The sequence below is a fragment of the Bradyrhizobium sp. 4 genome (assembly GCF_023100905.1).
Taxonomy (GTDB): domain Bacteria; phylum Pseudomonadota; class Alphaproteobacteria; order Rhizobiales; family Xanthobacteraceae; genus Bradyrhizobium.
In genome coordinates this window covers 612460-634160 of sequence record NZ_CP064686.1, presented here as the reverse complement: position 1 = coordinate 634160, position 21701 = coordinate 612460, and the positions used below count along the sequence as shown (strand labels likewise).

Here is a 21701-nt window from a genome sequence, read left to right as displayed (position 1 = left end):
ATTGGCCATTCCCTGGCGGTGGAGGATTATGGATTTTTTGCCCCGGTCAAGGCGCGTGCCGGCCGAAGGAAAGCCAATTGGTCATCGGTCGGCCGTTCATCAGGTGACGTGGAAGATGAAATCGCTGGCCTTGAGACTTGCGGTCACATTCTTCAGCAGGATCGACTCCTGCTCCAGAACCGGCTCTCCATCACGCTGGCCGATCTCGTGGCTCCATAACACCAGCGTGTCGTCAGATTGCGGGGTGAAGGAGAGATCGTCGATGGAGCCGACATCCGAGAACTGCCGCAGGTCGATCTTGTCGAGACCCGTCGCGAAATCGGTGATGGTGTGCTCGCTATCGCTTCCCGACGCGTTTGGCGAGAACACGAACTGATCCCTGCCGCCGCCGCCGGTCAACGTGTCGCCCGTCTCGGTCGCGAAGATGACGTCCTTGCCGCTGGTGCCTTCCAGGCTGACGCCCTGGCTCGTTTCACCAGCCTCGTTGAAGATGAAGTGGACGGTGTCGAACAGGCCCGTGGTCTTGTCCGTCACCGTCAGTGTGATCTGGTCAGTCGCGGGCGGGGTGGCTCCTGGACTGTAGGTGACGCCGTCGGCGAGGACCGAGTTGATATCGTCGAGGTTGCCGCAAGCGGTCCCCGGATCGACGCTGCTGTCCGGATCTTGCCCGGTTACGGCCGTCATCTTGAAGTCGTCCGTCGCGGCACCGGAATCGGTATCGACGACCGAGAGACCGGTGATGGAGTCGGTGTTCGGCTCGTTGGTGTGCCAGACCTGGAAGTGATCGGTGTTGATGACAGGGCCGCTGGCGGGGGGCGCCGTCACTTTGGTGTCGATGGCGGTGAGCTCGTGCGAGACCGGCGTGGCGCCGCCGGTGCCCGTCGCCGTGAGATCGATCGTCGCCGGCGTCAACACGTCAGTCGTGACATCGCCAGTGTAAGTATTGTCGATCGCATGCACGCCCAGTGAGGCCGGCGTTCCGGTAAAGCCGTCGGCTGGCACGAACCGGACCAGCGTATCCGTGCTCAGCACAAGCGCAGTCGTGTCGCTGACGCCGGCGATGTCGACCCACTGGTTAGAGCCGGCGATTTCGTACTGCCAGACTCCCTGATCCGAATTGGCGTCGTCTGCGCTGACCGCGACGGCCTGGAAGCTCGCGCCATCGTCGGCGTCGTGGAACTTGCCGGCGAAGAGATCGCTGACCTTGGAGCCAGCCGGATCTCTGTTATCTCCACTGACGGAGGCTAGCGTCGCGTCACCCAGAGTCGGGGCATCGTTGCTGCCGGCGATGTTGAAGGTGAGGACGCCGTTGCCGGCGCCGGTCGGCGTGTGGCTGTCGTCGGGCACGATCGTGTACTGCAGCGACAGCGTGTGGCCGGCGGCAAGGAAGTCGAAGGCCTCGCTGCCTGAATTGAAGTCCCACGTAAACGCGGCGTTGGTGGCGGAGCCGTTGAGAATGTCCCCGGGCTGCACCGCCAGATAGTCGAGCAGCGTCGCGCTCGAGGGCTCGCCGACATAGTCGGTCTGGAGCACGCCGTCCAGATAGATATCGAGATGATCAACCGCGACCGTCACGTGATCGGTGGCATCGGCATCCGAAACCGTCAGCGTACCGTGCTTCACCAGTTCCGTATTCGTCTCGAGCAGGTCCGCGCCGGAATGGTCGTTCGTTTCCGCCGTGATCGCAGGCGCATCGTTCTTGCCAATGATCGTGACCGTGACCTCGGCTGTATCGGTCTTGCCCTGGTGGTCATCAAGGGTAACGGTGGAGACTACCTTGGCGCTCTGGTTCTCGCCGAGGAAATCCAGCGCGCCGTCGGCGATCGAATAGCTCCAGGTGGCCGTGCCGTTGTTCTTGCCGGTCTGCTGCAGAAGGGTCAGGGCGTGTTCGAGCGCGGCTTCCTGGCCCGTCAGCGTCAACGGAGTCGTGCCGTCGGTATCGAGCCAGGTCACGGATTGACCTGTGATCTCCGCCGTCGGCCGATCGGTGAGATCGACGTCCTTGAAATCGATCGAGCCGGTCGCGGCAGTGGGTGTCGGGTCGAGTGCCGAAGAGCCGGTGGTGTTCTCGCGTTCGGGGACGGTCGCGGTCAACGTTGCCGTTGCCGTATCGAACACCGGCTTGTCGTCATCCGAATTGATCGTGATCAGCGTGCCGCCATGGCCGTCGTCGCTGCCGGCGAAATGATAGTTGCTATAGTCGACGCCGGCGGCGAGTTTCAGCGTAATCGTATGGTTGTGGGCGTCGCTCACCACGAGCTCGCCGGCCGCGGTGTTATAGGTCGCCGACGTGCCGTCATCATAAACAATACTCGACAGATCGATCGTATCGTGCGCGGACAACGCCGCGATCGATCCGCCGAAGGTCGACGCATCGATCTGAAGATGGGCGCCGTCGCCATCGAGCGTGATCGTCTGCGTGGCCGTCACCGTGCCCTCGAGCTTCAGCCACGCGCCGACGTCGACGGTGACCGAGCCTGCGCCCGACAGCGAGCCGAACAGCGTCAGGGTCCCAGCGTGGACCTCGATGCTGCCGGTATTGGCGACGGTGCCCGTGATCGACGCCGTGCCCCAGCTGTCGATGGTCGCGTAATTCTCGACGCTCAGCCCGGACCCGGAGATCGACGCGCCATGCAGATCGATGGCGCCGTGGTTCACGATAGACGACGCGTTGCCGAAGATGCCGCTGCCGGCGACCGTCCAGGTGCCGCCCAGCTCGTTGTTGAAGGTCGCGCTGGCGACTGAGATATTGCCGTTGATGTGGCCGGCATTGTTGATCGTGATGTGGCCGCCGGTCTCGACGATGGCGTAAGTCGCGGCGGTCACGGTCGAGGCGACGGCTGGTCCGATCGTTCCGGTGGCGGAATTGTCGATCTGCGCGATGCCGGTCGCGTTCTCCTGGATGAAGATCGCCGCATGGGCGCTCGGGGCCACGATCGATCCGGTATTGGTGATATGGGTCGAGCCGGTCGCGCCCATTTCGTTCTGCGTCACACTGATGCCGGCGAGGCTCGTGCTGGTGATACCGCCGTGATTGACGATGGTGACGTCGCCGCTGCCGTTGGCGACGGCAGACACGCCGACCGCACCGATGGCGGAGCCATTATTGGTGACGCTGACGTCGCCGCCACCGTGATCGAAGGCGCCGATGGCGGTACCGGCGGCCGTAATCGAGGAGGTCGCGCCGGTCGTGACCGTGAGGTTGCCGGCACCCCAGGTAAACGCCTCGATGCCGTAGCCCGCATCGGCGATAATCGTTGCATCGCTCGTGACGGTGACGTCGCCCTTGACCGCATTCGAGAACGTGCCGGTCCCGCCGGGCTTGTAGCCGGCGATGATCCCGCCGGGAGTGGTGCCGTCGTTATTCGAGGTCGAGCCGGAGTGGATCGTGCCATGGGCCTCGACGGAGATCGTGCTGCCGAGGCCGTCAGCGATCGCAGCGGCGTAGTTGACCGCCACGATGCCGGTGCTGCCGGACGTGATGCTGTCGCCGTTCGCCATGGTAACGCTGACGTCGCCCGCATCGATGCTGTAAGCCCTGATGCCGTAGCTCGTCGCACCCGAGATCGTAACATTTTCGCCAAGCGTGACCGTCACGTCGCCAGTGCCGCCGCTCAATGCCGAGGCGTTGATGCCGACGCTTTGGGTACCGGAGACCGAAATCGTGGTCCCGGCGAAGCTGGTCACCCTGACGTCGCCATTGCCGTAATTGTAGGCGTCGATGCCATAGCCCGCCGCGGCGGTGATGTTGGCGTGATTGCTGATGGTGACGGTGCCGTTGACGTTGGTATTGGCGGTCGATCCGGTCGTGGCACCGGTGTAGCCGGCCTGGATGCCCGCCGGCGTGTTGCCGCTCTGGTTCAGGCTGCTGCCGGAATTGATCGTGCCGTAGGTCGTGACGGTGATGGTGCTGCCGTCTGACGCGTCGATCGAGTTTGCCCGATTGACCGCGATGATGGCGGAGCTGCCCGACGTGACGGCGCTGCCGGCCTCGGTCGTGACGGTCTCGCTGCCACTGCCATAGCTCCGCGCGCGGATACCGTAGACGGAGCTGCCGGTGATGGTACCGCCGGCGTCAATGGCGATGTCGCCGTTGCCCTGCGTGGTCGCGTCGATGCCGTATGCGCCGCCGACAGCGCCGCCGAGCTGGGTGATCGAGATGCCGCCGGCATTGGCGCTGTTCAAATTCTCGACGAGAACGCCGACCGAATTCGCGCCGGTGCCCGTCGCCTTGCCGGTGAGATCGTTGACAGTGATATCGCCAGCGCCGGTCGCGCTGTCGCGCAGCCAGATGCCGTGGCCGGCGAGGCCCTTGATGTCGCCGGTCGCCGTGAACGAGATATCGCCGGTACCGTTCTGGGTGATTGCGACGCCATTGGCCGCGCCCGTCAGTGCACCGGTGGGCGTGAGAACGATGTCGGCGGGCGCTGCTGATGTGCCGCCCGATGCGGTGAAGTCGAGCGCATCGCCGCTCGATGTCGTGATATCGGCCGCGCCCTTGATCGTGAACGTGCCGGCTTTCGTCGACTGACCGGCAATGGTGCCGGTGAAGCTCTGGCCCGCCACCTTGTCGAGCTGGAGCGTATCGGTGCCACCGGCAAAGGCAATGGTCTGCGCCGTCGCCCCCGCGAGTTCGAGCGTCGCGCCGTTATCGATGATAACCGAACCGACACCGCTGAGGCCGCCGGCGAGGTTGAGCGTGCCGGCCTGCACCTCGATGGTGCCGGTGTTCGTGACCATTGCCGAAACGGTATTGGAGCCGGATACGCTGTAGAGATTGCCGGCATTGCTCAGGCTGCCGCCATTGATCGAAACGTCGGACAGATAGAGCTTCGAACTTCCGTCGACCGCAATCGTCCCGCCGGAATTGGTCACGATGACGCTCGCAAGCTTCAGCGTGCCGCCGTGGACCGCCATGATATCGGCCGAGTTGACGATCAGGTCACCGGAAATATCGAGTTCACCGCCATTCGCCTGAATCAGATTGTGATTGTTGATGGTGTGGAGGATGGCCGGATCAATCGTCAGGGTGCCGCTGGTGACCGTGATCGTGCCGGTGTTGGTGATGTCGGCGTTGTTGATCGCGCTCGTGCCGGTCGATTCCAGCGTACCGGCAATCGTCACCGTACCGCCGTCAATGGTCGCGCCCTGGAGATCGAGTATCGAGCCGGACTCGACCGAGACATGACCGCTGCCGGTGTCGGTCACCGTCATCCCGATCAGCTTCAGTGTCCCGTGATTGATCGCCGCCAACGTGCCGGTGTTTGCGACGGCTTCGCCGTTGATGTCGAGCTCGGCGCCATTGGCCCGGAGGATGCCGTCATTCGCGATCGAGCTTGCGGAGGTCGTCGCCAGCAGCGTCAAGGCGCCCAGGGTTGCCTCGATCAGATAGTTGTTCGAGATATTGGCGTCGGTAATCGCAGTTGTGCCGGTCGAATTCAGCGTGCCCGAAACGGTGAGCGCGCCACCTGTCAGGCTCGCACCGTTCAATGTCAGCTTGCTGCTTGCATCGACCTTGACCGTGCCGTGATTGGCGATTGCGGTGCCCGCAATTGTCACGTCATCCAGCGTCAGGATGACGCCGCTCTCAACCGTCACGGCAGTGGTGCTCAGCGTCGCTGATTTATCGATCTTGCTGCTGCCAATGACATCGATCGTGCCGGTGCCGTTGACGGCCCCGCCCGAAATCTCCGTGCCGGACAGTGTCAGCGTCTGGCCGCCGTCAACCGTCACCGTGCCGGTATTGGTCACGACGTCGTTGAGCAGCGTCGCAGCGCCGGCGATCTCCAGCAGGCCGGTATTGGCGACCGCGCCACCCTGGATGCTGGCGCCGTCCTTGAGCTTGACGGTGTTGTCGAGCTCGATGCCGCCATTGTCCGTGATCGCCGAGCCCGACACCGTGATGCCGTCCAGCGTCAACTGGGCATTGGCGCTAACTGTGGCCGTGCTCAGCGTCGCGCCGCCGTCGATCTTGCTGGCACCAGTGACGTCGATCGTGCCGAGACCGTCGATCGTACCGCCGCTGATCGTGGCCCCGTTCACCGTCAGCTTGCCGTTGGCATCGACCGTGACGTTGCCGGCATTCGCAACCGTTGAACCCTGGTCGATCGTCAGCGCGCCGTTCGCCAGCACTTCGATCGTGCCAGTGGCCGCATTCGTGATCGTCTCATGGTCCAGCGCGTTGCCGGTGCCGCTGACCTTAAAGGCCGCATTGTTGTTCAGGATGCCGCCGCTCAGCACCGCAGCGCCGGTCAGATCAATCTCGCCGTTGCCCGTGACCGTCACCGTGCCGGGGCCGCTGATCGTGGCCCCGTTCACCGTCAGCTTGCCGTTGGCATCGACCGTGACGTTGCCGGCATTCGCAACCGTCGAGCCCTGGTCGATCGTCAGCGCGCCGTTCGCCAGCACTTCGATCGTGCCGGTTGTCACATTCGTGATCGTCTCGTGGTCCAGCGCATTGCCGGAGCCGCTGACCTTGAAGGCCGCGTTGTTGTTCAGGATGCCGCCGCTTAGCACCGCAGCGCCGGTCAGATCGATCTCACCGTTGCCTGTAGCCGTACCGGTGCCGCTGATCGTGGCCCCGTTCACCGTCAGTTTGCCGTTGGCATCGACCGTGACGTTGCCGGCATTCGCAACCGTCGAGCCCTGGTCGATCGTCAGCCAGCCATTCGCCAGCACCTTGATCGTGCCGCCGGAGGTGTTGGAGACGGTCTCATGGGCGAAATCCGCGGTGCCCTTGACGTTGACGGCTCCTGAATTGTTCAGCGTGCCGTCCTTGAGGACGCTGCTGCCGTCGAGTTCCAGCGTGCCGGCGATGGTGACCGTGCCGCCGCTGATGGTGGCGGTGTCGACGATCAGCGTCGTGCCGGCATCCGCCTTCAGCGTGCCGCCGGCATTGTTAATTCCGGCGAGCGTCTTCAGCGTGCCGCCGAACAGCTCGATCGTGCCGGAATTGGTGATCGTGGTGCCCTCGGCGAAATCGCCGCCGCCCTTGAGCGTCAGATCGCCGGCGTTGGTGAGCACGCTACTGTCCAGGAACTCGGCCTTGCCGCCAACCGAGATCGTGCTTGCCGTGAAATTGGTGAGCTTCGAATCGGCCTTGAGGCTGACCTCGCCCGCAATCGTCAACGCACTCTTGTTGATGACCTCCGGTGCCGTGTGGCCGACCGTGGTGTCGTAGTCGTTCATCGTGATCGACTTGGCATAGGCAGCCGCGTCGATCGTCACCGGATAGGACGGCGTCAGCCCGTGCAATTGATCCGTGATGACGATGACGTCGTCATTGATGGTGGGGACCGTGCCGGTTTCCCAGTTGGCCGCGTCCTTCCAGAAGCCGCCGGAGGGAGCGCCGGCATGGTCGGTGGCGATCCACACCACGGCGGGAGCGTCGGTGCCGGTGATCGTGACGGTGATGGTCTGCTGCGAAGTGGCGCCTTGCGCGTCCTTGAGCGTCACGGTGTAGACCAGCGTCAGCACTTCACCCTTGGGGATGAAGTCGGCGAGATAGACCGGCAGGTCAGCCAGCGACCAATTGATGGTGCCGGTGCCGCTGCCCTTGCTGTCGGCGCCCGCCGCGATCGCGACCGACATCGCGCTCTGGAACGCCGCGAGCGGGCCCGGCGGAACGCTACCGTCAGGCAGGGTCGCGCTGGTCAGCTTGACCGCGACCGTGTGGGTGTCAGTGAGGTCGACATCCTTGAAGGTCAGCGTGCCCGAAGTCGGCACCTCGCTGGTGAGCGGGCCACCCGGCACGCTGGTGCCGCCTTCGAAGATGATGACCGGAACGCTGGTGGTGATCACCGGCTTGTCGTTGGTGCCGGTGATCGTGATGGTGATGTCGATGGTCGACGCTTCGGGATTGACCGAGAAATTATTGTTGACGCGGACCTTGTAGGTCAGCGTCAGCGTCTCACCCGCCGCGAGAAAGTCGAAGACGTGGTCGGGAATCGTGTAGGTCCAGACCGCCGAGCCGTGGTTGGTGTTGCCGCCATTGGCGACCACGTCGATGTTGATCAGCGTCGCAGCAATGTCCTGCTTCTGGAGCGCGGTGAGCGATCCGGTGACATCGTGCAGCCCGGCGTCCTTGTAGACGTAGTTGGGCGCGTCGGCGACGCTCATGCTCACAGTCGGCCGGTCGCCCAGGTTCTGGTCGTCGAAGGTGATCAGGCCGGAGATGGTATCGTAATGGGTCGTGTCGCCGGTCGTGTCCGCGCGCTCGGTCAGCGGGAACGCCTTCTGCACATTGCCATTGAGATCGAGGCTGCGCGCAAGGGGCGGGCCGGGAATGCGGGTGCTGGTCGCCGGATCATGGCCGGGCCCCTGCGATCCCGGCTCAGGGAGATGCGTGAAGGTCGCGGTCGCGGTGGCACCGGTATCCGTCTTGATGAAGACAACGTTGCCGGTCTGCGTGATCGAGTCGGTGAAGTTCTGGGTCAGCTTGGTGTTGCTGTTGTTGTCCGTGAACTTCAGCGTGAACACGTCGGTGATCAGCTTCTGGATGTCCGGCGACATCAGCGCATTGGAGATCGAGACGTTGCCGCCGCTGATCTGGATCATCTGGCCGGCCTGGTTGACCGTCGCGATCGGCAGCAGCGTGACCTTGTCGAACAGGATGTAGGAGCCGGTCGTGCCGTTCGGCTCGACCAGCACCTGGAAGCTCACCTGCGGCTGCGGATCGCCGCCGCCGGCGGGAACGACGAAATTGATCTGGTTCAACACCGCCGTGCCGCGGATGCCCATCGTGGCGACCGGCGTGTCGATCTTCATATCGCCGTGCTTGGCGGTCTCGCCAGCGACGAAGGTGATGGTGCCCGCGACCAGACTGAGCAGCGAGGAATTGTTCGACCCGTTGGGGTCGTAGACCATCTCGTTCAGCACCATCCGCGCGTTGGAGGACAGGCCGAACACGGTGCCGTCGATGAAGGTGATGCCGAGCGTCGAGTCGCCGCCGGTCGAGACCACGTCGCCCTTCTCGACATTGTCGCCGTTGTTCAGGACGATCGACACGCCGTTGCGGACCGCGGTGGCGCTGCCGGAGAGCTTGGTGACGTGGCCGATGACCTGGGCCGCGGCAATGCCGGAGGCGGCCTGCGCGTATTGCACATGGCCCGTGAGCGCATTGACGATATCGCCGGTGAGGTGGGCACCATCGGGCGAGGCGATCGCCGCGCGCTTGTCACCCCTGAAGTAATCGTGAACGACGAACTCGTGACCCTCATGGGACACCACGAGGTCGGCGCCGGCGCGCTTGTACTCGCCGTGAAAGATCAGGTTCGGGTCGGCAACAACGACCGCGCCTTCGGGCACGTGACCGTGTGCCTTCGCGGTAAAGGAATCAACATGGCTATCGGCGGGCGATAGGGAACCCAAGCCGTCCAAGGAAATCGCGGCGTCAAATTTGCCAGCGTAATTCAATCCGGGCACCAAAAAAGGAGTTAAAATCTAAGTAAGTATCGCTCGCCTAAACTTGCATATCATTACCAAGTCCTTAGCGAAACCACCTATTGCTTGTGTGATTTGGCATCACCAAGCGGTCGATGCTCTCAGGCGGCTGGGCGCCCGCAGAGAAGCCAAAGTAATTTTTGGAATACTCATAAGTAAAATAGCGCTTATTTTCGCTCATTTCCAGTAACCCCATGTATTCCGTTGTAGAAATCCTACAATAGATACTTATGTCATCTTTTGTTCGTGGATCCCCGCACCACCCTGCGGCAAATACGGGGCCAAATCTGTGATCCAACTAACAGAAGCCGTGAAATAGCGAGCCGTTAGCCATAAGGCGCAGAATCAGTTCCACGACAACTTGTGCCTGCAATTGGTCCTTCTTCGCGGCAACTGCCGCCCTCCTAGCCGGCGAATCGTAAAATTTTACGCAATTTGAGCAGGCCCATTTCAGCCTGTTGCCCGGTTTTGGCACCCCAGCCGGGCGCGTTAAGCAGAACAAAACCGGCGGCCTCGCACTATCTCCGCGAAAGCAACAAAGCCCGGCACGTGCAGGTCGAGGGGGACCTGGCGAAGCCGGAAGGGGATGTCAAATGGAGACCGCTGCTCGCTCGCGCGCTTGGCGCGCAATCGTTGTGCTGTGCGGATTGATCCTGCTCGGATCGGCCGCCGAGCTTCGCGCTGGAACACTACTGTCGCCGGGGGCCGGCGTCCTCGTGCGCAAATCCGCCGAGCCGTTCGGCGTGTTCGCCTTCGCTATCTCCGCCGGCAGCCTGCAACAGAAATGGCTCGCGCTGAGGTCCAGGCTCGACGATGACATGGTGCAGCTCGCGCTGTGCGACGGCGACCGGGACAATTGCGCGTCGCCCGCTGCGCTGAAACTGCTCGCCATCGTCGACCAGGCCCGCAGCCGTGACGGCCGCGCTCTGCTGGGCGAAACCAATCGCGCCATCAACCTCGCCATCCGTGCCGCCGATGACGGTTCCGAGGACGTCTGGAGCTCACCGCTCGCGACCTTCGCGCGCGGCGCCGGGGATTGCGAGGATTACGCCATTGCCAAGATCGCCGCCCTGCGGCTCGCGGGCGTCGCCACCGAAGATCTCCGCATCGTCGTCGTGCGTGACGTCAGGGCCGGCGAAGAGCATGCGGTTGCCGCTGCACGGCTCGACGGCCACTGGCTGATGCTCGACAACCGCCGCATGGCAATGGTCGAGGACGACGCTGCGCGGAGCTATCAGCCGTTGTTCGTCCTCTACCAGTCGGCCGTGCTGAAATATGTCGACGAACCCGTGCGGTTCTCGATGGTCGCCGCCGAGGCGCGTTGATTTTCTTGTAGGCCGGGATGGAGCGAAGCGAAATCCGGGGCCGCTGCCGCCTGTCGCACGAATCCCGGATTGCGCTTCGCTCCATCCGGGCTACCAGCACAAAGTACGCTTACCCACAAACCCATTCCACAGTGCGATCCGGGACGCTAGCATGGCCGCGGCTATGCGGGGGCGACTGGAATGCGGTTCATCGTGCTGACTATGCTTGCGCTGCTGGCCTTGCCGGCGGCTCCAGGCTTCGCGCAATCCAGCCCGTCCGCCCGCTCCGTCGCCGACAGGCTGCCGCTGTTCGCCAGGAACAACTGCCAGCAGATCCGAGATCCCGGCAATCAATTGTTCTGCGGTGATGCCGAGCTTGCCGCCGCCGCCGAGAAGCTGAGTACCGGAATCGAGGCGCGGCTTGCCCGCCTGCCCGATCGCCTGCCTGGGATCGAGGAGAACGCGATCTGGGTTCGCCAGCGCAACCTCGGTTGCGGCATCGTCGGCCAGACCGCGATCCGCACCGACGATTTCGACCGGGTGAAGGCATGTCTTCTCAAGGTGACCGATGAGCGCGCCGCGATCGTACGCGATCCGGATTTCGACTGTCTCGCCGCCAACACCGCCGCGGGCGCACTGATCTGCGCGGACCCTTCGCTGGCCCTTGCCGAGACCGAGCTGAACAGCCAGGTTCTCGGCCTGATCGGCAAGCTCGATCCGACCGCGGCCCGCTTTGCCTTCGCCGAATATGGCCGGTGGACGCGGGAGCGCGATCGCAAATGCAATCTGGTCGGCAAGGAGAACGTGCCGCTCGGGGAGCTCGAGTCCGCGGAGGACTGTCTCGCCGGCTATCTGAAGCACAAGGCCGACGAGATTGGCGCGGCGAAAGGCGATCCGAAGAAGGTGTTTGGCCGGCAGGTCGCAGCCCGCGCGCCCGACACCGATGCCATCGATTTCTGCGCCGCGCGAATCCACGCGGCCAATTCCTGCGGCAACTTCCTCCGCATCAACCGCGTCTACGCGCTCGACAGCCAGGTGGGCGAGCAGGAGGCGCAGGTCACGGGCGAAATCGAGATGGCCGTGCTGGCACCCTTCGCCACCTGCAGCAAGATCGCCACGACGTGCACTGGCACCTGCTGGAACGCCACAACGGGTCGTCCGCAGCCTGGCGTCGGCAACAAGGAGCGCTCCGCAGACGCCTTCAACGTCACACGCCGCCTGCGGATCCAGCGCACCTTTGCGTTTGTCAAAGCCGCCGACGGCTGGCGCTGCCGGGAAGACGAACTGGCCCCGGTGAATTCAGGCACCGCGGGTGGGGGATCGTAGGGGCTGTGTGCTCTCCCTCTCCCGGTTCTTACGGGGTCGCGACGAGCTTCGCTCGCGCTGAGAGGGTTGGGGTGAGGGGCTGCTTCAGCGAATCCGGTGACAGTTGGACGCGCGGAGAGCCCCCTCACCTGGAATTTGCTGCGTAAATTCCGGCCTCTCCCCGCATGCGGGGAGAGGCGAAGAAATCAAAACATCAGATTGTCCTTCACCAGAACCCAGCGGCCGCCCTTGACCTGCTGCACCTGGGTGATGGTGTTGGCGAGGTGGTCGGTCTTGGAGAATTTGGTCGGCGGCGAGTTGAAGATGTCGAGGAATTTGTCGCCCGATTCCAGCGCGTCCAGCATCTTCTGGCCGGTCAGATCCTTGCCCGCCTTGTTGGCGTAGAACGCAAACGTCGTCACCGCGTTGTAGCCGATGATCGCCTGGGTGTTGGCATCGGTGTTGAACATCTTCTTGTAGTTGATGAGCCAGTCGTGGACCTTGCCCTTGGCGGTGTCCTCGTAGGGGATCTCGAAGCCGCTCGCCGCATAGAGGCCCTCGACGGCGTCCTTGCCGAGCGCCGGCACTTCCAGCACGTTGGTCGGCGTCGCCCCCAGGAAGGTGACGTCCCAGCCGAGTTTCTTCGCCTCCGTCATCGCGCCGATGGTCTCGCGGATCACGGTGCCGAGCACGACGAGATCGCAGCCGTCGGACTTCATCTTGGCGATCTGCGCGCTGAAATCGGAGGCGCCGCGCTTGTAGCTCGTCACCGACGCCGGCTGCAGCTTCATGGCCGTCAATTGCTGGGTGAAGCCGTCGAGCACGTTCTTTCCATACTCGTCATCCTGATGCATGATGCAGGGCTTCTGGAAGTTCTTCCACTCCACCATGTATTTCAGCGCGGCGCGCGTGCTCTCGACATAGGGCAAGAGGTTGTTGAACTTCAGCCGCTCCTGCGGCTTGGCCGGGTCGAATTTGAAGGTGAACTCGGCGGCGGTCAGCGGGAAGAGCTGGAGCACGCCTGCATCGAACAGGATATCCTGCGCGGCGAGCGTCGGCGCCGATCCCATCGAGCCGATCATTGCAAATATCTTGTCGCGCTCGACCATCTTCTGGGACGCCAGCACGCCCTTCTTCGGATCGTAGCCGTTGTCCTCGAGGATCATCCTGATCTTGCGGCCATTGATGCCGCCGGCCGCGTTGATTTCCTCGACCGCCATCTTCATGCCGTTGGAGACCGGCACGCCCCAGACCTTGATCGGCCCCGACAGATCCTGATGGGTGCCGATGACGATCTCGGAGGCCGAGATGCCTTCATTGGTGACCTTGGTCTGCGCCGCGGCAGGCAAACAGGTGAGCACCACCGCGCCTGCCGCAAAGCCGAACGTTCTCAACGATCTCGACATTGACGTCTCCTCTCCTTGGGGCCCTTATGATGCGAAGGGTGGGGCCATCACTCCTTCGCTGTTATTCAAACAGGATTGTTCAAGCCACCGCCCGCGTCGGATACATTGCGTCGATCTCGGCGGCATAGCGCTTGTTTACGAAGCCGCGCTTCAGCTTCATGGTCGGCGTCAGCTCCTCGTCCTCCGGAGTGAGTTGCCGTTCGATCAGATAGAATCTCTTGATGGTCTCGACGCGGGCGAAATTGGCATTGACCGCTTCGATCTCGCGCCAGATCAGGTCCTGGATCTCCGCCGCGCGGCACAGGCTGGCATAATTGGTGAAGGGGATGTCGTGGTCCTGCGCGAACTTCTCGACATTCTCCTGGTCGATCATCACGAGGCAGGTGAGGTATGGCCGCTTGTCGCCAATCACCACGGAATCCGAGATGTAGGGCGAGAATTTCAGCTGATTCTCGATCTCGGACGGCGTGATGTTCTTGCCGCCCGAGGTGATGATGATGTCCTTCATCCGGTCGGTGATGCGGACGAAGCCCTCATTGTCGATGGTGCCGACGTCACCGGTATGCAACCAGCCGCGATGGTCGATGGTCTCTGCTGTCCTCTCCGGCTGGTTCAGATAGCCCATGAACAGGAAGTCGCCCCTGATCAGGATCTCCCCGTCGGGCGACAGCGCCACTTCACCCCACGACACCGCCTTGCCGACCGAGCCGAGCTTGATCCGCTCCGCCGGCATCATGGTGGCGACCCCGCAATTCTCGGTCTGGCCGTAGACCTCATGAATGTCGATGCCGAGCGCGAGATACCAGCGGATCAGCTCCGGCGCGATCGGCGCCGCGCCGGTGAAGGCGATGCGGCAACGGTCGAGCCCGATCATGCGGCGAATGTTGCGGAATGCGAGCCGATAAGCGATGCCGTTCGCGATACGCAACGACAGCGGCGGCGGTTTCCCTTCGATCCTGCAATCGACCATGCGATAGCCGATATCGATGGCGCGGCGGTAGACCCATTGCTGCAGCGGCGTCGCGTCCTTTAGGGCGATAGTGATCGCGGAATAGAATTTCTCCCAGATCCGCGGCACCGCGAGGAAGATGGTCGGCTGCACCTCGCGCAGATTGTCCGGCACGGTCTCCGGACTCTCGGCAAAATTCATCACCGAGCCGAGCGCGACCGAGATGTAATAGCCGCCAATCCGTTCGGCGACGTGGCAGAGCGGCAGGAAGATCAGCCGGTCCTCGTTCTCGCGCGCCGGAATGAAATCGTTAGCGTGCCGCATCTGGTGCGTGACGCTGCGATTGGCATGCATGGCGCCCTTGGGAGGGCCCGTGGTGCCGGATGTATAGACGAGGACCGCGAGATCGCTCGCACTACGACTGTCGACCATTTCCTGCCATAGCGCGTCACGGCCGGCCATGTGGTTGCGCCCGAGCGCGCGGAACTCGTCGAGCGACATCACCATGTCGTCGGAGAAGCCGCTGAGGCCCTCCATGTCGAACACGATGATCTTTCGCAGAGAGGGACAGCGTGCGCGACAGGCAAGGACCTTGTCGAGCTGCTCCTCGTCCTCGGCGAAGATCACTTTCGTCCGGGAATCGTTGACGAGATATTCGACCTGGGATGAGGCATCGGTCGGGTAGATGCCGGAGGAGACGCCGCCGGCGCACAGAATGCCCATGTCGACATGGACCCATTCCGGCACTGCGTTGGCGATGATGGAAGCAACGTCGCCGGGTCTGAAGTCGATGGCGTGCAGCGCGTAGGCGATCTCCTTCGAGATCTCCAACCATTCGCGCCAGCTGGTCGGCTGCCAGATCCCGAATTTCTTCTCGCGTATAGCCGTCCTGTCGCCCCGCGTTTCCGCGGCGCGCAAAAAGCTCTTCGCGATCGTGTCAGCGACCGTCAGCACCGCCGGTCGGGCCATTCACGTCTCCTCCTTGTCGCATTCCCCTCCGCTGCCCGCCTTGCCGGCGGTCTATTGTTTCGGACGGGTCTCCCGATCTAACGCCAATTCTTCCTTCAACGCCAAGTCTTGCTTCAACGCCAAGGCTTGCTTCAACGCCAAGTCTTCTTCTTTTTCCAGCGCCGCTCGCCTCGTGCGCCCGCTTCCTTGGCGCCAAGGTAGAATTCCTGGATGTCCTTCGAATGCATCAAACGGTCGCAGCTGTCGTTCATCACGATCCGGCCGATCTCCAGCACATAGCCATAATGCGCCGTCTCCAGCGCCACCTTGGCGTTCTGCTCGACCAGCAGGATCGACATGCCCTGCTCCTCGTTGACGCGGCGTATGATAGCGAAGATCTCCTTCACCAGGATCGGCGACAGCCCGAGCGAGGGCTCGTCGAGCAGCAACAGCGTCGGTCGGTTCATCAGCGCGCGGCCGATTGCGAGCATCTGCTGCTCGCCGCCGGAGAGCTGTCCGGCCGGCTGGTTGATGCGCTCCTTCAGCCGCGGGAAATAGCCGTAGACGCGCTCCAGATCCTCGGCAACGCTGTCACGATCCTTGCGCGGATAGGCACCCATCATCAGGTTCTCGCGCACGGAGAGGAACGGGAACACCTCGCGTCCCTCCGGCACATGGCTGAGACCCAGCCGCACGATCCTGTCCGCCTCCATGCGCTGGATCGACTTGCCCATGAACTCGATGGCGCCCTTCTGCGGATCGAGAATGCCCGAGATCGTCTTGAGCACCGTGGTCTTGCCGGCGCCGTTGGCGCCCAGCAGCGTGACGATGCGGCCGCGCGGCACTTCGAGCGAGATGCCGCGGATCGCCATGATCGGCCCGTAATAGCTCTCGATGTTGGAGAGTTTCAGGATGATGTCTGGTGTCACCACGGCATCCATCGCGTCAGGCTCCCAGATAGGCGGCGACGACATCGGGGTGCTGTTGCACTTCGGCGGGCGAGCCCATCGCCAGCACCCGGCCGTAGTTCAGGGCGATGACGCGGTCGGAGACGCGGTTGACCAGTGACATGTCGTGCTCGACCATGAGCACGGTGACGCCGAGCTCGCTCTTGAGGTCGCGGATCCAGAACGACATGTCGTCGGTCTCCTCCACGTTGAGGCCGGAGGACGGCTCGTCGAGCAGGATCAGCTTCGGCTCCGAGCATAGTGCGCGCGCCAGCTCGATCACCTTGCGCACGCCGTAAGGCAGACCCGAGATCAGCTTGTCGCGGTAGGGTTCGAGATCGAGGAATTCGATAACCTGCTCGACCCTGCGGCGATGCACCTTCTCGTCGGCGCGGACGCCCGGTAGGAACAACAGTTCCTGCCAAAGCTGCGTGGTCGAATGCCGGTGGCGTCCGACCAGCAGGTTCGAAAGCACCGTCGCGTTCTCGAACAGCTCGATGTTCTGGAACGTGCGGGCGATGCCGAGCCTTGCGATGTCGTGGGGCGGCTGCTCCGTGATGTCCTGATCCTCGAAGAAGATGCGGCCGGAGGTCGGCCGGTAGATCCGCGAAATCAGGTTGAAAATCGAGCTCTTGCCGGCGCCGTTCGGCCCGATGATCGAGAGGATCTCGCCCCTCTCGACCGCGAACGACACCGCATCGACGGCCTTCAGCCCGCCGAAATGCAGCGACAAGCTCTCGGCGCGAAAATAGCTCATCGGTTGCGCTCCGACTTCACGTAGATCTTCTGCCGCTTGAAGGTGGCGCGTTTGTAGAGCGGGAACAGCTGGAAGAAGAGTTTGATCTTGAGCCAGCGGCCGTAAAGCCCGAGCGGCTCGAACAGCACGAACAATACGATGATGATGCCGTAGATCGCGCCTTTCAGGCCGTTGAGCGACGCAAAGGCCGCGACCTTGGACTGGACATTGGCGGCGGTCTGCGTGCCCGCTCCGAAGGTCGCGGCAATGCCGGCGATGATGCCGGGCATGTCGTCCTTGAGGTAGGTCAGGAACGGATCGATCATCACGATGAAGATCGCCCCCAGCACCGCGCCGTGCAGGCTGAAGGTGCCGCCGATCAGGATTACGATGATGAACTCGATCGAGAGTTGGAGCGTGAACATCTCCGGCGAGATGAAGGAGAGCTTGTGCGCGAACAACACGCCGGCGAAGCCGGTGATCGCCGCCGAGATCGCAAAAGACTTCACCTTGTACAACGCGACATTGACACCCATGCTGCGCGCCGCGGTCTCGCTGTCGCGGATCGCGACAAAGGCGCGCCCCGTGGGCGACCGCAGCAGATTGAGCGTGCCTACGATGGTCAGCACCAGCACCGCGAGGCAGAGGAAATAGAAGGTGGGGCTGTCGCGCGAGACCGCGACCCCAAACAGCGACACCGCCTTGATCCGCATGCCCTCGTTGCCGTTGGTGACGCTCTCCCAACGCGCCAGAATCTCCTCGACGATGAAGGCGAAGGAGATGGTGGCGATGACGAGGTAGATGCCTTGCAGCCGCAGCGCGGGGAAGCCGACCAGCGCACCGATCAGCCCGGTCAGGAGCCCGGCGGCGAGAAAGTAGACCGGGAACGGCACACCGTATTTCTGCAGATAGGCCGCCGTATACGCACCGATCGCGAGAAACGCCGCATGCCCGAGCGAGGCCTGCCCGGTGAAACCGGTCAAAATCAGCAGCGCCACGCCGACGGTCGCGTAGATGCAGACGAAGACGAGCTGGCTCATCAGATAGCTGGAGAGCACATAAGGCGCGATCAGCAGCACGGCCAGCAGGAGACCGTACGAGACGTAATAGCCCGAATGCGGAAACAGCCTGATGTCGTCCTCGTAGTCGGTCTTGAACAGGAAGCGCATGCGTTCAGACCTTCTTGCGGACGTGAAGGCCGAACAGACCTTCGGGCTTGAGCAAGAGCACGGCGAGCAGCACGATATAGGGCGCGACGTCCTTCCAGCCCTCGGCCAGATAGAAGCCGGCCATGCTCTCGATGACGCCGATCAGAACGCCGCCGACGACGGCGCCGGGGATCGAGCCGAAGCCGCCGAGCACGGCGGCCGGAAACGCTTTCAGGCCCAGCACCAGACCGACATTGGAATGGATGAAGGTGATCGGCGCCAGCAGCACGCCGGCGCAGGTCGCAACCGCCGCGCTGATCGCCCAGACAATCGACACCACGCGCTTGACCGGGATGCCCATGTAATAGGCCGCCAGCATGTTCTCGGAACTGGCGCGCATCGCGGTGCCGAGCGTGGTCTTGTTGAAGAACAGCCAGAGCAGCGCGCAGAGGATGACCGTCGCCGCGATCACCGAGAGCTTGTCATGGGCGAGCACCAGCGAACCGATCCGCAGCACGCCCTGGCTGAAGGGCGTGTCGATCTTGAAATCGTCGGTGCCCCAGATCATGCCGGAGACCGAGCGCAGGAAATAGCCGAGCCCAATGGTGGCCATGATGATGGAGAATTGCGGATAGCCGAGGATCGGCCGCACCACCACGCGCTCGGCCAGCATGCCGAACAGCGCCATCGCCGCCACCGCGCCGGCAAAGCCGATCCAGTAGTTCAGGCCCATCATACCGATGAAGGTGAAGGCAAAGAAGCCGCCCAGCATCATCAGATCGCCCTGGGCGAAATTGACGACCTCGGTGGCCTTGTAGACGAGCACGAAGCCGAGCGCGATCAGGCCGTAGACGCAGCCGAGCGCAACACCGCTGACCAGCTGCTGAACGAAATCCAGCATCGTCGCGCATCCTCCCGATACAACCGGCGGTTCTTCCTGACCGCCTTGCCGCATCTTGTGTGCAGTCGTTTCGCTGCGTTCGCGCCATTCGTCCCTTCGCCAATTCAGCCTGAACCGCCAAGCGCTGTCAACAAACGGTGACTTGCCATTAGTCCAGTCCGGATGACGGAATTTGCCGCAGCGCGATTCACGGTGCCGAAACATCTTCGGGGCATGGTCGCGAGCGATGCAAAACCGCAAGGTGTGGCCGTGATGAAGCGGGACGACTCGGCGCTCGAAGTCCTGGGGTTAACGAAGCGTTTTGACCGTCTGGCGGTCGATAACCTCGATCTCACCATCCATGCCGGCGAATTCTATGCGCTCGTCGGCCCCAACGGCGCCGGCAAGACCACCACTTTGCGCATGGTTGCGGGCCTTTTGCGGCCCGATGCCGGCGCAGTCTCCATCTTCGGCATCGATGCGCTCCAAAACCCCGTCTCCGCCAAGCAGGTGATGGCGTGGGTCTCCGACGAGCCCATGATCTATGACAAGCTCACGCCGCTCGAATATCTCGAATTCGTGGCCGGTCTGTGGGGCATCGCACCATCGGCCTCGGAACCGGTCGCCGCGGAGCTCCTGAACTCGCTCGGGCTCGAGCCGCACCGGCACGAACGCTGCGAGGGTTTTTCCAAGGGCATGCGCCAGAAGGTCGCCCTCGCCGGCGCCCTGGTGCACGATCCCCGCCTCATCATCCTCGACGAGCCGCTGACGGGACTGGACGCCGTCTCCGCCCGCCATGTCAAGGGACTCCTCAGCGAGCGCGTCCGCGCCGGCTGCACCGTCATCATGACCACGCATATCCTCGAGGTCGCCGAACGTATGGCCGACCGCATCGGCGTGATCGCAGCCGGCCGGCTGGTTGCGGAGGGCACGCTGACTGAGCTGCGGCAGCAAAACGGGCATGCCGATACCAGCCTGGAAGATCTCTTCATCGCACTGGTGACGCTCCAGGAAGCCGCATGAGCTCGGCCACCGCGCTGTCCTGGTTCGCCCGCCACGAGCTCCGGCTCGCCTGGCGCGAATGGCTCGCCATGATGACCGGCGGGCGGCGCAAACGAACACGTGCCGCGGTGATCGGCCTGCTGTTCTTCGCGGCGCTGCTGCACGTGCCGGCCTGGGCGGTGATCGGCCGCTTCGCGGACCTGCAATTGCCGCTCGACAAATCCTCGCTGATCGTGATCTCGGCGACGATTTTTCTCGCCTGGACGCTGATGCTGTCGCAGGCGATCGAATCGGTGACCCGGGTGTTTTACGCCCGCGCCGATCTCGACCTCATCATGTCCTCACCCGCGACGCTGGCCAATCTGTTCTCGGTGCGCATCGCCGCGATCGCGCTCACCGTCACGGTGATGGCGCTGCTGTTCTCGACACCCTTTATCGACGTGCTGGTATTCGGGGGCGGCGCGCGCTGGCTTGCAGCGTTCGGCGTTGTCGTCGCGATGGGCCTGTCGGCCGCAGCGGTCGCGATCGCCGTCACCATCCTGCTGTTCCGCCTGATCGGTCCGGCGCGGACACGGTTCGTCGCCCAGATCCTCGCCGCGATCATCGGCGCCGGCTTCGTGATCGCGCTCCAGGTCGCGGCAATCATGTCCTACGGCACGCTATCGCGCTTCACCATCCTGACTTCGGGTAGCCTGGCCGCTTACGCGCCCGATGCCGAGAGCATCTGGTGGTGGCCGGCGCGAGCGGCGATGGGGGATGCCGAGGCGCTGCTGCTGCTCCTGGCACTCGGGCTCGTGTTGCTCGGAAGCGTCATGGCGATCTTCTCGAGCCGCTTTGCAGACACGGCGATCGATGCCGCCGCCTATGGCGCGTCCGGCCGTCGCAGCGCGAAGGAGCGCCCGTTTCGCGGCGGATCGCGGCAGCATGCGCTGCGGCGCAAGGAGTTTTCGCTGCTCTGGCGCGATCCCTGGCTGATCTCGCAGACGCTGATGCAGCTGCTCTATCTGGTGCCACCGGCGCTGCTGCTCTGGCGCAACTTTGCCGACAGCTCCGCGGCACTGACGCTGATCACGCCCGTCATCGTCATGGCGGCGGGACAACTCGCCGGCGGGCTTGCCTGGCTGACGATCTCGGGCGAGGACGCGCCCGACTTGGTTGCGACCGCGCCGCTGACGCCGTCCAGCGTCGTCCGCGCCAAGATCGAGGTGGTGCTGATCGCGATCGCCGTCATCTTCTGCCCGCTGATCGCGGCGCTCGCTTTCGCCTCGGCGTTCCAGGCCGCGGTCAGCGCCGGTGCGGTCATCGTCAGCGCGGCCTCCGCCACCGCAATCCAGCTCTGGTTCCGGGTGCAGGCCCGGCGCAGCCAATTTCGCCGCCGCCAGACCTCGTCGCGGCTTGCGACCTTTGCCGAGGCGTTCTCCTCGATCGGCTGGGCTGCCAGCGCTGCCCTGGTGCTCACGCTGCCCATCGTCGGTCTCGTCAGCGGCCTGATCACCGCGGGCCTCGTCGCCATCACCTGGAAGTTCAGCCCGCGGCGGGAGTGACAATGGGCCGTCGTGAGGGTGCGACACTGACGCGCTGTTGATCGCGCGCTGTTGGCCATGCGTTGCATTGCACGCTAGACTTTCCCCTGAA

General features: G+C 63.5%; 11 protein-coding genes. 4 read left to right on the top strand and 7 right to left on the bottom strand.

The annotated features are described in order from the left end of the window. Positions 1-99: 99 nt before the first annotated feature. Positions 100-9306 carry a VCBS domain-containing protein gene (locus tag IVB45_RS02990; RefSeq protein ID WP_346015321.1) on the bottom strand — a complete coding sequence of 3069 codons (9207 nt, stop codon included), beginning with the start codon at positions 9304-9306 and terminating at the stop codon, positions 100-102. 728 nt (positions 9307-10034) lie between these two features. Here IVB45_RS02990 and IVB45_RS02985 point away from each other — a divergent pair. Continuing rightward, entirely contained in the window at positions 10035-10766 is a 732-nt protein-coding gene (locus tag IVB45_RS02985; protein WP_247362911.1) for a transglutaminase-like cysteine peptidase, read from the top strand. A gap of 180 nt (positions 10767-10946) precedes the next feature. Next, the gene (locus tag IVB45_RS02980) at positions 10947-12071 is read left to right on the top strand and encodes a lysozyme inhibitor LprI family protein (protein ID WP_247362912.1); all 1125 of its coding nucleotides are present in this window, start codon (positions 10947-10949) and stop codon (positions 12069-12071) included. A 185-nt stretch (positions 12072-12256) separates the two neighbouring features. On the opposite strand, the gene IVB45_RS02975 is transcribed toward IVB45_RS02980, so the two are convergent. The 6 genes from IVB45_RS02975 to IVB45_RS02950 form a co-directional block, all read right to left on the bottom strand. After that, complete coding sequence (locus tag IVB45_RS02975; RefSeq protein WP_027570084.1) at positions 12257-13456, bottom strand: ABC transporter substrate-binding protein; 1200 nt, start codon at positions 13454-13456, stop codon at positions 12257-12259. Between the two features lie 79 nt (positions 13457-13535). Continuing rightward, on the bottom strand, positions 13536-15374 hold the full coding sequence (locus IVB45_RS02970; RefSeq protein ID WP_247362913.1) for an AMP-dependent synthetase/ligase: 1839 nt from the start codon (positions 15372-15374) through the stop codon (positions 13536-13538). A 131-nt stretch (positions 15375-15505) separates the two neighbouring features. Next, positions 15506-16294 (bottom strand): ABC transporter ATP-binding protein, encoded by a 789-nt coding sequence (locus IVB45_RS02965; protein WP_247363193.1) that lies wholly within the window; start codon positions 16292-16294, stop codon positions 15506-15508. 4 nt (positions 16295-16298) lie between these two features. Next, positions 16299-17057, bottom strand: a complete 759-nt coding sequence (locus tag IVB45_RS02960) for an ABC transporter ATP-binding protein (protein WP_027515318.1) — start codon at positions 17055-17057, stop codon at positions 16299-16301. Further along, positions 17054-18205 carry a branched-chain amino acid ABC transporter permease gene (locus tag IVB45_RS02955; protein WP_247283228.1) on the bottom strand — a complete coding sequence of 384 codons (1152 nt, stop codon included), beginning with the start codon at positions 18203-18205 and terminating at the stop codon, positions 17054-17056. The genes IVB45_RS02960 and IVB45_RS02955 overlap by 4 nt, the downstream gene beginning before the upstream one ends. A gap of 4 nt (positions 18206-18209) precedes the next feature. Next, positions 18210-19085 carry a branched-chain amino acid ABC transporter permease gene (locus IVB45_RS02950; protein WP_027570079.1) on the bottom strand — a complete coding sequence of 292 codons (876 nt, stop codon included), beginning with the start codon at positions 19083-19085 and terminating at the stop codon, positions 18210-18212. Positions 19086-19337: 252 nt separating this feature from the next. Between IVB45_RS02950 and IVB45_RS02945 the strand changes: the two genes are divergently transcribed. Further along, positions 19338-20087, top strand: coding sequence for an ABC transporter ATP-binding protein (locus IVB45_RS02945; RefSeq protein ID WP_247362914.1), 750 nt, complete (start codon positions 19338-19340; stop codon positions 20085-20087). Beyond that, a complete protein-coding gene (locus IVB45_RS02940; RefSeq protein ID WP_247362915.1) occupies positions 20084-21610 on the top strand; it encodes a permease in 1527 nt (508 codons plus the stop codon). The genes IVB45_RS02945 and IVB45_RS02940 overlap by 4 nt, the downstream gene beginning before the upstream one ends. Positions 21611-21701: the final 91 nt, after the last annotated feature.